This window comes from Enterobacter hormaechei ATCC 49162 (genome assembly GCF_001875655.1).
Taxonomy (GTDB): Bacteria; Pseudomonadota; Gammaproteobacteria; order Enterobacterales; family Enterobacteriaceae; genus Enterobacter; species Enterobacter hormaechei.
In genome coordinates this window covers 728,561-741,595 of the sequence record NZ_MKEQ01000002.1, presented here as the reverse complement: position 1 = coordinate 741,595, position 13,035 = coordinate 728,561, and the positions used below count along the sequence as shown (strand labels likewise).

14 protein-coding genes are annotated in these 13,035 nt (G+C 57.2%); 9 read left to right on the top strand and 5 right to left on the bottom strand.

What is annotated here, in order from left to right; genetic code table 11:
- Positions 1-50 precede the first annotated feature (50 nt).
- Genes eitA through BH712_RS22630 form a run of 4 tightly spaced genes read left to right on the top strand, consistent with a single transcriptional unit; the run spans position 51 to position 4,083 of the window.
- Positions 51-1,049, top strand: a complete 999-nt coding sequence (gene eitA, locus BH712_RS22645; protein ID WP_006811748.1) for a siderophore ABC transporter substrate-binding protein EitA — start codon at positions 51-53, stop codon at positions 1,047-1,049.
- Positions 1,049-2,086 carry a FecCD family ABC transporter permease gene (locus BH712_RS22640; RefSeq protein ID WP_006811749.1) on the top strand — a complete coding sequence of 346 codons (1,038 nt, stop codon included), beginning with the start codon at positions 1,049-1,051 and terminating at the stop codon, positions 2,084-2,086. The genes eitA and BH712_RS22640 overlap by 1 nt, the downstream gene beginning before the upstream one ends.
- On the top strand, positions 2,086-2,847 hold the full coding sequence (gene eitC, locus BH712_RS22635; protein ID WP_006811750.1) for a siderophore ABC transporter ATP-binding protein EitC: 762 nt from the start codon (positions 2,086-2,088) through the stop codon (positions 2,845-2,847). The genes BH712_RS22640 and eitC overlap by 1 nt, the downstream gene beginning before the upstream one ends.
- Positions 2,848-2,862: 15 nt before the next feature.
- Entirely contained in the window at positions 2,863-4,083 is a 1,221-nt protein-coding gene (locus BH712_RS22630) for an MDR family MFS transporter (protein ID WP_006811751.1), read from the top strand.
- Positions 4,084-4,088: 5 nt separating this feature from the next.
- Here BH712_RS22630 and BH712_RS22625 read toward each other — a convergent pair whose 3' ends face one another.
- Positions 4,089-4,433, bottom strand: a complete 345-nt coding sequence (locus tag BH712_RS22625; RefSeq protein WP_169313208.1) for a nitrous oxide-stimulated promoter family protein — start codon at positions 4,431-4,433, stop codon at positions 4,089-4,091.
- Positions 4,434-4,608: 175 nt separating this feature from the next.
- Here BH712_RS22625 and BH712_RS22620 point away from each other — a divergent pair, with 175 nt between their 5' ends.
- Positions 4,609-4,839: a SymE family type I addiction module toxin gene (locus tag BH712_RS22620; protein ID WP_006811753.1), complete on the top strand. Its 231-nt coding sequence runs from the start codon at positions 4,609-4,611 to the stop codon at positions 4,837-4,839.
- 113 nt (positions 4,840-4,952) lie between these two features.
- Entirely contained in the window at positions 4,953-7,514 is a 2,562-nt protein-coding gene (mutS, locus tag BH712_RS22615; RefSeq protein ID WP_006811754.1) for a DNA mismatch repair protein MutS, read from the top strand.
- Positions 7,515-7,607: 93 nt separating this feature from the next.
- Here mutS and BH712_RS22610 read toward each other — a convergent pair whose 3' ends face one another.
- The 3 genes from BH712_RS22610 to BH712_RS22600 are packed head-to-tail and all read right to left on the bottom strand — an operon-like array spanning position 7,608 to position 9,859.
- Positions 7,608-7,829, bottom strand: a complete 222-nt coding sequence (locus BH712_RS22610) for a non-oxidative hydroxyarylic acid decarboxylases subunit D (protein WP_003862116.1) — start codon at positions 7,827-7,829, stop codon at positions 7,608-7,610.
- Positions 7,830-7,839: 10 nt separating this feature from the next.
- Positions 7,840-9,267 carry a non-oxidative hydroxyarylic acid decarboxylases subunit C gene (locus BH712_RS22605; protein ID WP_006811755.1) on the bottom strand — a complete coding sequence of 476 codons (1,428 nt, stop codon included), beginning with the start codon at positions 9,265-9,267 and terminating at the stop codon, positions 7,840-7,842.
- Positions 9,257-9,859 carry a non-oxidative hydroxyarylic acid decarboxylases subunit B gene (locus BH712_RS22600; RefSeq protein WP_006811756.1) on the bottom strand — a complete coding sequence of 201 codons (603 nt, stop codon included), beginning with the start codon at positions 9,857-9,859 and terminating at the stop codon, positions 9,257-9,259. Before BH712_RS22600 ends, BH712_RS22605 begins: the two co-directional genes overlap by 11 nt.
- Before the next feature lie 173 nt (positions 9,860-10,032).
- Between BH712_RS22600 and BH712_RS22595 the strand changes: the two genes are divergently transcribed.
- Positions 10,033-10,440 carry a MarR family winged helix-turn-helix transcriptional regulator gene (locus BH712_RS22595; protein WP_006811757.1) on the top strand — a complete coding sequence of 136 codons (408 nt, stop codon included), beginning with the start codon at positions 10,033-10,035 and terminating at the stop codon, positions 10,438-10,440.
- On the opposite strand, the gene BH712_RS22590 is transcribed toward BH712_RS22595, so the two are convergent.
- Positions 10,437-11,324, bottom strand: coding sequence for a LysR family transcriptional regulator (locus BH712_RS22590; RefSeq protein ID WP_006811758.1), 888 nt, complete (start codon positions 11,322-11,324; stop codon positions 10,437-10,439). The genes BH712_RS22595 and BH712_RS22590 overlap by 4 nt on opposite strands.
- 109 nt (positions 11,325-11,433) lie before the next feature.
- Here BH712_RS22590 and BH712_RS22585 point away from each other — a divergent pair, with 109 nt between their 5' ends.
- Together BH712_RS22585 and BH712_RS22580 are read left to right on the top strand one after the other, a co-directional pair.
- A complete protein-coding gene (locus BH712_RS22585; protein ID WP_006811759.1) occupies positions 11,434-12,636 on the top strand; it encodes an MFS transporter in 1,203 nt (400 codons plus the stop codon).
- Positions 12,633-13,010 (top strand): DUF4440 domain-containing protein, encoded by a 378-nt coding sequence (locus BH712_RS22580; RefSeq protein ID WP_006811760.1) that lies wholly within the window; start codon positions 12,633-12,635, stop codon positions 13,008-13,010. Before BH712_RS22585 ends, BH712_RS22580 begins: the two co-directional genes overlap by 4 nt.
- Positions 13,011-13,035: the final 25 nt, after the last annotated feature.

Here is a 13,035-nt window from a genome sequence, read left to right as displayed (position 1 = left end):
ATAATGCGTTTCATTTGCATCAAAATAATTTTAATGAAGGGTAGCGTTTAATGAAAAAGGTTCTCTGCGCGTTAGGCCTGGCGGTGGCATCAATGAGTACAGCTCTGGCTACCACGTATCCGCTCACGATAGAAAACTGCGGATATAAAGAGACGTTCACCAAAGCGCCGGAACGCGTCGTGGCCCTGGGTCAGAATACCGTCGAGATCCTGCTTCTGCTGGGTCTGGAAGATAAGGTGAAAGCCAGCGCCTTCTGGCCGACCAAAGTATTGCCGCAGCTGGCTGAGCAGAATGCAAAAATCAAAACCCTGACCGTCGAAATTCCGACGCTTGAATCCATCCTTGCGCAAAACCCTGATTTTGTTCCTGCACAGCTGCCGCTGCTGCTCGGACCGGAAAGTAAGGTCGCAAAACGCGAAGACCTGGCCACCGTTGGCGTAAACAGCTATTTATCCCCGGGCATGTGCGCCACCAAAAAAGCCGCAGGGGACATGTACGGCAGCCGCCAGGCGCTGTGGGACATGACCTACCTTTATAAAGAGATTGAAGATTTCGCGAAGATTTTCAACGTGGAAGCGCGCGGTCAGGCCGTTATCGCCGATTTCAAAAAACGTGAAGCCGACCTGCGCCAGGAATTTGGCAAAAACAAAAAAGACCTCTCCTTTGTGTTCTGGTTCTCAAGCTCCTCGCCGTCGGCTGATGCCTATGTCGGCGGCAAAAACAGCGCCTCCGGCTTTATTGCTAACGTGCTGGGTGGTCATAACGCCATTACCTCAGAATCCGAATGGCCGACCGTGGGCTGGGAAAGCATTATTGCCGCAAATCCGGACGTGATTGTGGTCTCCAGCCTGGATCGTAACCGCTGGGCGCTGGATAACGCGGAAGAAAAAATCAAATTTCTCAAAAGCGACCCTGCCGTCAGCCAGCTTGATGCTGTCAAAAAAGGCCATATCGTCGTGATGGACGGCCAGGCCATGAACCCGACCATCCGTACGCTTTACGGTGCTGAGCAGGTCGGTGAACAGCTCAGAAAACTGGGACTGAACTGATGACGGCAGCCGTACTTCAGGCCCGACAGGGCCTGTTTCTGACCACCTCTGCTCTGCTTGCCGTCGTCCTGCTGTTTCTTGTGATAGCCCTCGGCGTGAGCGTCGGTGAGCTGTCGATTCCGCTCTCCAACGTCTTTTACGCCATTGGTAATAAGCTGGGGCTGACCGACGTTCCGCTCAACCGTATCTATGAAAGCGTTATCTGGGACTTTCGTCTCAGCCGCGCGCTGGTGGCGGCCTGCTGCGGGGCCGGGTTAGCCATCTGCGGCGCCGTGCTGCAAAGCCTTTTGAAGAACGCGCTGGCGGAACCTTACGTGCTCGGCGTGTCTGCTGGCGCGTCCACGGGTGCAGTGTCGGTCGTCGTTCTGGGCATCGGCACCGGCGCGGTGTCGCTCTCTGCGGGCGCGTTTGCTGGCGCTTTTGCGGCGTTTGCCTTCGTCGCCTTCCTGACCAACGGCGCACGTGGCGGCAATGAACGCACGATCCTGGCGGGCGTGGCGGCCTCTCAGCTGTTTAACGCCATTACCGCCTACACCATCAGCACTTCTGCCAGCGCACAACAGGCGCGTGACGTGATGTTCTGGCTGCTGGGCAGCTTTAGCGGCGTGCGCTGGCCAGAATTCCAGCTGGCGCTGGTTGTCGTGCTGGCGGGCCTTGCCGTCTGTCTTTACTATTCCCGGGCGCTGGACGCCTTTACCTTTGGTGATGACGCCGCCGCCTCGTTGGGCATTGCCGTACCCTGGGTGCGCCTGGCCTTGTTCACCACCACCGCGCTGATCACCGCGACCATCGTCAGTATGGCGGGGTCTATTGGTTTTGTCGGACTGGTGGTGCCGCACCTCATGCGTTTCCTGTTCGGGCCGCTGCACCGTACGCTGCTGATAGCCAGCGCGCTGGCGGGGGCGATCCTGATGGTGCTGGCCGACATCGCCTCGCGGATGCTGATTGCCCCGCAAAGCCTGCCGGTTGGCGTCGTTACCGCACTGGTGGGCGTGCCGTTCTTCGCCGTGATTATCTACCGCTCAAGGAATAAGTGATGAGCATCTGCGCCGACAATATCACCTGGAAGGTAGGCAAAAAAGTCATCGTCAATAACGTGTCGCTCAAGGTGGCGCGGGGTGAAACGGTGGGTCTGCTCGGCCCTAACGGCTGCGGTAAATCTTCGCTGTTGCGCATTCTGGCGGGTCTGCGCCGCCCGGATGCCGGGTGCGTAACGCTGGACGGACAGGACATTGCCCGTATTGCCAAAAAGCAGCTGGCGCGCCGCGTGGCGTTTGTGGAACAGCACGGGATGACCGACGCCAATATGCGGGTGCGCGACGTCGTGAAACTGGGGCGTATTCCGCACCATTCTCCCTTCTCGAACTGGAGCGCGCAGGATGACGAAACCGTCACCGCCGCCCTGCAACGTGTGGATATGCTGGATCGCAGCGAACAAGGCTGGCAGAGCTTATCCGGCGGCGAACGTCAGCGGGTACATATCGCCCGCGCGCTGGCGCAAACGCCCACCGAGATCCTGCTGGATGAACCAACCAACCATCTGGACATTCATCATCAAATGCAGCTGATGCAGCTTATCAGTGAGCTGCCAGTGACCAGCATCGTCGCCATCCACGATCTTAACCACGCGTCCATGTTCTGTGACTCGCTGATTGTGATGCAGCAAGGGCAGATTGTGGCGACCGGAACGCCGCAGGAAATCTTATCCGAGGCGTTACTCTGGGATGTGTTCAGAGTGAAAACCAGAATCGAGATCTCGCCGTACCACGGCAAAAAGCACATCCATTTCATCGTGTAAGGGTGAGTTAAAACTATGCCTCTTCGCCCTGCCGCCACCCTCTGGCCGCCCGTTCTGCTGGGCAGCCAGTTTGTGTTTAATATCGGCTTTTACGCAGTCGTCCCCTTCCTGGCGATCTTCTTACGTGACGATATGCTGCTCTCCGGCGGGCTGATTGGGCTGGTGCTGGGGCTGCGCACTTTTTCCCAGCAGGGGATGTTTATTGTCGGCGGTGCGCTTTCAGACCGGTTTGGCGCGAAGAGCGTGATCCTCAGCGGCTGCATTGTCCGTGTGGCGGGTTATCTGCTGCTGGCCTTCGGGCAATCTCTGTGGCCCATTATTCTGGGGGCCTGTCTGACGGGCGTCGGAGGTGCGCTGTTCTCACCGTCGATAGAAGCCCTGCTGGCCAAAGCGGGAACGCAAAGCGAGGCGAAAGGTAAACGCAGCCGCGCGGAGTGGTTTGCGCTGTTCGCGGTGTGCGGTGAACTCGGCGCCGTACTCGGCCCGGTGATGGGCGCCCTGCTGACGGGGCTGGGTTTTCGTCAGGTTGCGCTCGCTGGTGCCGGGATATTTATCGTTGCGCTCATCGTGCTCTTTTTCTGCCTGCCTGCGGCGCATCACAGCACGAAGCCGCTGAAAATTCTGCCCTGGTGGACGACGTTTCGTCAGCCGCGTTTCGTCGCCTTTATCATTGCCTACAGTTCATGGCTGTTAAGCTATAACCAGCTTTATCTGGCGCTGCCGGTGGAGATCCAGCGCGCCGGGGGTAACGAAAAAGACCTGGGGCCGCTGTTTATGCTGGCCTCGGTGCTGATTATTGTTCTGCAATTGCCTCTCGCCCGCTTCGCCCGAAAGGTTGGCGCGGTGAGGATCTTACCGGTGGGCTTTTTGCTGCTCTCCGCCGCGTTTGCCACCGTGGCGCTCTTTGCCGCGACAGCGCCGCCGGAGGGCTGGCTGCGCCTGCTGCCCTCTGCAAGCCTTGTTACGCTTTTAACGCTCGGACAGATGCTGCTGGTGCCGTCGGCAAAAGATTTGATCCCACTTTTTGCCGAGGAGTCAACGCTTGGGGCGCACTATGGCGCGCTCTCAACCGCTGGCGGCGTCGCGGTACTGGCGGGGAATTTAGCGTTAGGGGGCCTGCTGGACAAGGCGCTGGTGCCCTCAACGCAAGCCATTTACCCCTGGCTGTTGCTGGCGGTATTTCCGCTGTGCAGCGCCATCGCCCTGAGCGTGATTTGTCGCCCACTGCGGCGCTGAGTCGATTATTTTTTGGGCCGATACTTTTCCGGTAATTCCGGAACCGGACGGCGATCGTCGATCAGATGACGGATGGTCAGAATCGGATGACGCCATAACATACGTGGCCCTGCCCAGCGCATCACCTGCTTCATCTCTTCCCGTCTGGCGGGCTGATAGCAGTGCACCGGGCACTGTTTGCAGGCGGGTTTTTCCTCACCAAACACGCATTTATCCAGCCGCTTATCGGCATACGCATTAAGCGCCGGATAGTGCCCCTCTTCTTTTATGGCTTGCGGACACCTGTTTTCGTACAGGGCGATCATTCTGGCGATCGTCTTTTTTTCTCGTAAAATACGTTTACCGGACATAACGTCGTCCCCAACAATAAAGTGCATTTATAATACCTTTTTATCTGCACATTTTCAGTCATTGCATTCCGTTTTCTGAAGCGTCCTTCCAGAATTACCCCTCCTTCCCCTGCGTTTTACTGGTATTTTATACAGGCATAAATAACCACCTTTGACCGCATTCACCGGAGCGCTTATGCAAGAGATCGCAATCGCCAAACCCTACCGTCACTTGAAAGTGGGTTACTTCAGAAAACGTCATGAAGACCGTAAAACGAAGATCCCAAAACGGTACAGCGTACACGCTGCGCTGAGCCTGAAAGGCGACTGGCTTGAAAAAGCGGGATTTACCACCAACTCGCAGGTTCGGGTGGGCGTCGAGCACGGGAAAATCATCATTGAATTAATGGCGGAAGATGCCTCGTAAAGTCGTGACTTTTTTCTGCGCCGCACCTTTTTTTCATGCGACAATAGAAGGAACAATCGGCCATTGAGCCGCTCAAAGCGTAATATTTTCAAAGAAATGGATATCATAACTCCATGAGCACAATCGACAATTTCGACGCACATACGCCGATGATGCAGCAGTATCTGAAGCTGAAGGCACAGCATCCGGAAATTCTGCTGTTTTACCGTATGGGCGATTTTTACGAGCTTTTTTATGACGATGCGAAACGTGCATCTCAGCTGCTCGACATTTCCCTGACGAAACGTGGCGCGTCGGCAGGTGAGCCAATCCCGATGGCGGGCATCCCGCATCACGCGGTTGAAAACTATCTGGCGAAGCTGGTGAACCAGGGCGAGTCTGTCGCCATCTGCGAACAAATTGGTGACCCGGCAACGTCCAAAGGCCCCGTTGAGCGCAAGGTCGTGCGTATCGTCACGCCGGGCACCATCAGCGATGAAGCCCTGCTTCAGGAGCGTCAGGATAACCTGCTGGCGGCGATCTGGCAGGACGGTAAAGGGTTTGGCTACGCCACGCTGGATATCAGCTCCGGTCGTTTTCGCCTGAGCGAACCGGCTGACCGTGAAACCATGGCGGCTGAACTACAGCGCACCAATCCGGCAGAACTGCTTTATGCAGAGGATTTCGCCGAGATGGCGCTGATCGAAGGTCGCCGCGGCCTGCGTCGTCGCCCACTGTGGGAGTTCGAAATTGATACCGCGCGCCAGCAGCTCAACCTGCAATTTGGCACGCGCGATTTGATTGGCTTTGGTGTGGAAAATGCCCCGCGCGGGCTGTGTGCCGCTGGCTGCCTGTTGCAGTACGTTAAGGATACGCAGCGCACCGCCCTGCCCCATATCCGTTCCATTACCATGGAGCGTCAGCAGGACAGCATCATCATGGATGCCGCCACGCGCCGCAACCTGGAGATCACTCAGAACCTCGCGGGCGGCATTGAAAACACGCTGGCGTCGGTTCTCGACAGCACGGTTACCCCTATGGGCAGCCGTATGCTCAAACGCTGGCTGCATATGCCGATCCGCAACACCGACACGCTGATCGGCCGCCAGCAAACCATTGCCGCATTGCAGGATCGTTACACCGAATTGCAGCCGGTGCTGCGTCAGGTGGGCGATCTTGAGCGTATTCTTGCGCGCCTGGCATTGCGCACCGCGCGTCCACGCGATCTCGCCCGTATGCGTCACGCTTTCCAGCAGTTGCCGGAACTGCGCGCACAGCTGGGAGAGATCGACAGCGCGCCGGTGCAAAAGCTGCGCGAAACCATGGGCGAGTTTACCGAGCTTCGCGAACTGCTGGAACGCGCCATCATTGATGCGCCGCCTGTTCTGGTGCGGGATGGCGGGGTTATTGCTCCGGGTTACAACGAAGAGCTGGACGAATGGCGTGCGCTGGCCGATGGCGCGACGGATTATCTTGATAAGCTGGAAATCCGCGAGCGTGAACGTCTGGGGCTAGACACCCTGAAAGTCGGCTACAACGCGGTACACGGTTACTATATTCAGATCAGCCGTGGGCAGAGCCACCTGGCCCCGATTCACTACGTTCGCCGCCAGACGCTGAAAAATGCCGAGCGCTACATTATTCCCGAACTGAAAGAGTACGAGGACAAAGTGCTCACGTCGAAGGGTAAAGCGCTGGCGCTGGAGAAGCAGCTGTATGACGAGCTGTTCGACATCCTGATGCCGCACCTGGCTGACCTGCAACTGAGCGCCGCTGCGCTGGCCGAGCTGGATGTCCTGGTTAACCTGGCCGAGCGCGCCGATACGCTGAACTACACCTGTCCAGCCTTTACTGACAAACCCGGCATTCGCATTACCGAAGGCCGCCACCCGGTGGTTGAGCAGGTGCTGAACGAGCCGTTTATTGCCAACCCGCTGAACCTGTCACCACAGCGAAGAATGCTGATCATTACCGGCCCCAATATGGGCGGTAAAAGTACCTATATGCGCCAGACAGCCCTTATCGCGCTGCTCGCCTACATTGGCAGCTATGTTCCGGCGCAGAAGGTTGAGATTGGCCCTGTCGATCGTATTTTTACCCGTGTGGGTGCGGCAGACGATCTTGCGAGCGGTCGCTCTACCTTTATGGTCGAGATGACCGAAACCGCCAACATTCTGCATAACGCGACAGAAAACAGCCTGGTGTTGATGGACGAAGTAGGACGCGGCACCTCCACCTATGACGGCCTGTCTCTGGCCTGGGCGTGTGCGGAAAGCCTGGCGAATAAAATCAAGGCGCTGACGCTGTTCGCGACGCACTATTTCGAACTGACACAGCTGCCAGAAAAAATGGAAGGTGTGGCTAACGTCCACCTTGATGCGCTTGAGCACGGCGACACCATCGCCTTTATGCACACGGTGCAGGACGGCGCGGCAAGCAAGAGTTATGGCCTGGCCGTCGCCGCGCTGGCGGGCGTGCCGAAAGAGGTGATCAAACGCGCGCGTCAGAAATTGCGTGAGCTGGAAAGCTTGTCACCGAATGCGGCTGCTACGCAGATAGATGGTACGCAGATGTCACTGCTGGCGGCCCCGGAGGAGACCTCTCCAGCCGTGGAAGCGCTGGAAAATCTCGACCCGGATTCACTAACGCCGCGTCAGGCGCTGGAGTGGATTTACCGGTTGAAGAGTCTGGTTTAGTTCTCTGCGGTCTTTTTTGCCGGGTGGCGGCTTCGCCTTACCCGGCCTACAAAACCCGTAGGCCCGGTAAGCGCAGCCGCCACCGGGCTTTTTTTACAGCAGCGGCGGGATTGTTGGCACCTGCGGCGCCTCATCAATATCCTTCTGCGTCATGCGGAAGGCTTCCGGGTAATGCTCGCGGCTGGTACGGCGTAGCGGTTCGGTATCGCGCCAGGTATACAGACAGTGCTGGCACTGATATACCGTCCAGACACCTTTCACCGGTGATGTTGCCATTACTTCAATATGTTCATCGGCACAACGTGGACAAATCATTTTTTCCTCCTTATTGACGTGCTGCCAGCATCGCGGTCAGTTTTTCGGCCCAGGCTTTGGTTTCAGGGAGGTCCTGTACCGGCTGGCTGTAGTGACCACGGTTGTCCGGGGCAACAGGGGTGGTGGCATCAATGATCAGCTTGTCGGTGATCCCCGCCGGGCTGGAGCCAGGGTCAAGTTCCAGCACAGACATATTCGGAAGCTGCACCAGATCGCCCGCCGGATTAACCTTCGATGAAAGCGCCCACATGACCTGCGGCAGGTTAAACGGATCGACATCTTCATCCACCATAATCACCATCTTCACGTAACCCAGACCGTGCGGTGTGGTCATGGCGCGTAGCCCGACCGCACGGGCAAAACCGCCGTAACGCTTTTTAGTGGAGATAATTGCCAGCAGACCGTGGGTGTACATGGCGTTTACCGCCTGCACTTCCGGGAATTCCGCCTTCAGTTGCTGATAGAGCGGCACGCAGGTGGCGGGTCCCATCAGATAATCAATCTCGGTCCAAGGCATCCCCAGGTAGAGAGATTCGAAAATGGGTTTGGTGCGGTAAGAGACTTTATCAATGCGCACAACGGTCATGTTGCGCCCGCCAGAGTAGTGTCCGGTAAACTCACCGAATGGTCCTTCAATTTCACGTTTCCGGCCTTCAATCACCCCTTCCAGGATCACTTCCGACCCCCACGGCACATCAAAACCGGTCAGCGGAGCCGTCGCAATCGGATACGGGCTTTCGCGTAGCGCGCCAGCCATCTCATACTCGGATTGATCGTATTTCAGCGGCGTGGCGCCCATCAGGGTGATGATCGGATCGTTACCCAGCGTAATGGCAATGGGCAGGTCTTCGCCACGCTCTTCTGCCTTATGCAGATGCAGCGCAATATCATGCATCGGCACCGGTTGCAGGCCGAGCTTACGCTTGCCCTTCACTTCCATACGGTAAATGCCGACGTTCTGCTTGCCGAAGTGGTCGGGGTCGAGCGGATCGCGGGAGACAACGCACGCTTTATCGAGATAAAAGCCCCCGTCACCGTCGTTCAGGCGGAACAGCGGCAAAATGTCGAACAGGTTGATATCTTCTCCGTCCACCGTGTTCTGCGCCCAGGCAGGATTGGCACGACGCTCTGGCGTGACGGGGAATTTGTCCCAGCGACGAATAAACTCGTCGATCTGTTTTTTCACCGAAGTATTCGCTGGCAGCCCCATCGAAATGGCGTGGTTTTGCCACGAGCCGATGGTGTTCATCACCACTCGGGCATCGGTGAAGCCGCGAATATTATCGAACCACAGCGCAGGCGCGCCATCGCCAATGCGCCCGGTAGCGTTGGCGGCCGCCGCTAAATCCGGCTCCGCGTTTACCTCTTCCTCAATTTTCAGCAGCTGCCCTTGCTCATCGAGCGCCTGCAAGAAGCTTCTCAAATCATCAAATGCCATCTTTATTCTCCTGTGAAAAATGTTTCGCTGCCTGCAAACCTTCCCAGCGTCGGGCTTTTTTATGCTCCAGACCAAACTGGTCGAGAACGCGGGTCACGATATGCTGGGTAATGTCATCGGCGGTTTGCGGGTGGTTGTAGTACGCAGGCATAGGCGGCACCATCGCCACGCCCATGCGGGAAAGGGCAAGCATGTTCTCAAGATGAATGGTGCTGAGCGGCGTCTCGCGGGGAACCAGCACCAGCTTGCGTCCCTCTTTCAGCACCACGTCTGCCGCACGCCCTACCAGCCCTTCGGCGTAGCCCGCGCGGATCCCCGCCAGCGTTTTCATGCTGCACGGGATGACGATCATGCCGTCGGTGCGAAACGAGCCGGAGGAGATGGTGGCAGCCTGATCGGCCGGACTGTGGACGACATCCGCCAGTGCAGCAACGTCATGCGCAGTGAAGGGCGTTTCCAGCTCAATCGTGGTTTTTGCCCACTTCGTCATCACCAGGTGCGTTTCCACCTCCGGCATTTCCCGCAGCGCCTGCAACAACGCCACGCCTAATGGCGCACCCGTCGCGCCCGTCATTCCCACAATCAATCTCATTCAGCACCTCAATTAGTTTGTTCGTATACGAACATATTAATTAAACTACGCCTGGATCCTGCTGCTGACAAGATCATTCGCATGCGATCACACTATTCGCTAAAAAACTCTCGCGTTAAAATTCAGCCCGAGAGCGGCTATCATAGAGGGAGTATTTATCCGTCGGAGTGTCCATGGAGTTAAGACAAGAAGCTTTCCATCTGCTACGTCAGCTTTTTCAACAGCATACCGCCCAGTGGCAGCACGCACTGCCCGAACTGACCAAGCCACAATATGCGGTGATGCGGTCAATTGCTGAAAATCCTGGCATTGAGCAGGTTGCACTGACTGAAGTCGCAGTGAGCACCAAAGCGACGCTGGCAGAAATGCTGAGCCGTATGGAAGCACGCGGCCTGGTCAGGCGCGAGCACGATCCGGCAGACAAGCGCCGTCGTTTTGTCTTTCTGACGGCCGAAGGTGAGGCCCTGCTTGAGCGCAGTAAACCGATTGGAAATGAGGTGGATGAGGCGTTTTTAGGGCGTCTTAACGGCGCGGAACGAGAGCAATTTTCAGCGCTCATCAAAAAGATGATGCAGGATTAAGTCACCCTGACGCGCATAAAATCAATAAATGTTCGCACTTTCGCGGGCACATGCCGGGCATCGGGATAAACGGCATAGATGCCCTGCTGAGCAAACGTGTACGCCGGTAACAGCGAGACCAGTTCCCCCGCATCCAGTGCGTTACGTACCAGCCACTCCGGCAGCAGCGCCACCCCACATCCCGCGAGGGCAAAAGCCATCAGCGCCTGGGCGCTGTCTGCATACAGGCGCGGCGCTTTCTTGATCTCAAAGGAAACCGGATGCCGATCAACACCTCTCACCTGCCAGCGCAGCGGCGACGTTAAACGCTCATGAATGATCCAGTCCGCTTCTGCCAGCTGATCCAGCGAGTCAACCGGATGGTTTGCCAGCCAGCCTGGTGTTGCCACGGGCAGGATGGTGAAGGAGGTCATCAACGCGGCGTGGTAGCGCGAATCGGCAAGCGTGCCGAGCCGGATAGCGACATCGAAGCGCTCGGCGATAAGATCGGCATGCAAAGAGGACGAGACATGCCGCACGCGGAGGTCCGGGTGCAGCTGGCTAAATTCAGCCAGCAAAGGCACCACCACCTGCGAGCCATATTCGGGCGTGGTGGTGATCCGCAGTTCTCCCGTCAGCCCGGCATGGTTGGCGCGAACATCATCCTGCAATCGCTCTGCATCCCGTAACAGCACCACGCTTCGTTGATGAAAGAGCTTCCCCGCCTCGGTCAGCGTCAGGCGTCGGGTGGTTCGCAGCAACAGGGTGACGCCCAGCTCCTCTTCAAGCTGACGAATATGAAAGCTGACCACCGCTTTTGTCAGCCCCATCGCCTCCGCCGCGGCGGTGAAACTGCCGGTGTCCGCTACGGCGATAAACATCTCCGTACGCTGTAAACTAAGCATCGCTTGCCTGGTTAACTGTCAAAATAATGTTGACAGTATATCGTGGTTTGTCGCGTTTATCCGTAACGCGCGGGCCGATACGATACGCCACCTCACCGGAGGAACTTCCATGACGTATCGCAGCAAAATCGCCGTCGTCTTTCTGCTCGGCTTTTTCCTTGATTTGATAAACATGTTTATTGCCAGCGTCGCCTTTCCGGCGATGGCTCGCGCTTTCAATACCACACCTTCCGCGCTTGCCTGGGTAAGTAACGGATACATTGCCGGACTGACGTTAGTCATCCCTTTCAGCAGTATCCTGACGCGCCGCATCGGGCCGAAGCGCGTTATCCTGCTGTCACTGCTTCTCTTTAGCGCGGCCTCCGTTGCGGCGGGTCTCTCATCTTCGCTGGAAAGTCTGATTGCCTGGCGAGTCGTGCAGGGTGCTGGAGGGGGTTTATTGATCCCGGTTGGTCAGGCGCTGACCTGGCAACAGTTTAAGCCTCATGAGCGGGCCAGACTCTCCTCGGCGGTGATGCTGGTCGCACTGCTTGCCCCCGCCTGCTCACCGGCGGTGGGCGGTATGCTGGTTCAGGCATTCAGCTGGCGCTGGATATTTTTTGCCACCCTGCCCGTCGCCATTGTCACCTTTGCTTTGGCCTGCGCGTGGCTTAAAACAGAACCGTCACCGATAAACACCACCAGGACAGTAAACCTGTCTTTGCTGACGGATCCGCTGTTGCGCTTATCCATGCTTATCTATGTGTGCGTACCCGGCATCTTTATCGGCGTGAACGTAACGGGCATGTATTACCTCCAGAGCGAGGCCAATATGACGCCCGCCGCAACGGGCATGCTTATGCTGCCATGGTCTGTGGCTTCGTTTTTGGCTATCACCGCAACAGGACGCTATTTCAACCGTATCGGCCCCCGGCCGCTGGTGGTTATCGGTTGCCTTTTGCAGGCGACGGGCATTTTGCTTTTAATTAACGTCGGCCCGGCAATGCTGTTACCTGCCGTTGCGTTTGCGTTGATGGGCGCGGGGGGAAGCCTTTGCAGCAGTACGGCTCAGAGCAGCGCGTTTTTGACGATGCGACCGGAAGATATGCCTGATGCCAGCGCGCTATGGAATCTGAATCGTCAGTTGAGCTTTTTTGCGGGCGCTCTGCTGCTGGCGCAGGCGCTGAGCTTCATGCAGGATTATCTCGCGCCGCTGGCCGCCTGGCACTGGATGTTTGTTTTTGCCGCCGTCATCACCCTACTGCCCGTACTGTACGTCTACCGTCTTAACAACACGCAGTTACTTGCGCAACTGCAACAGGAGCAAGCATGACCCATTTCGAACAAGAGATCCTCGACATTCACGTCGCCCTTGAAAACTGGTTAGGTGCAGGCGAAGGCGATCAGGACGCCCTGCTCGCCCGTTTCCGTCCGGATTTTCTGATGATTCCACCGAGTGGCAACCCTTTAGATCATCACGCGCTTGCCCACTTTTTATATGCGCAGCGGGGAACCCGACCCGGGCTCAGGATCGGTATTGATGCGTTAACAACGCTTCAGACATGGGACAACGGCGCGGTGCTCCATTACCGGGAGACGCAAACCCGGCCAGGCCAGCCCGTAAACGTGCGCTGGTCAACCGCGGTGCTTAATCAGGAAGGGGATAACATCACCTGGCGTTTGCTGCACGAAACAGCGCAGCCGTAAGGCATAAAAAAGGCCCGTCTCACGA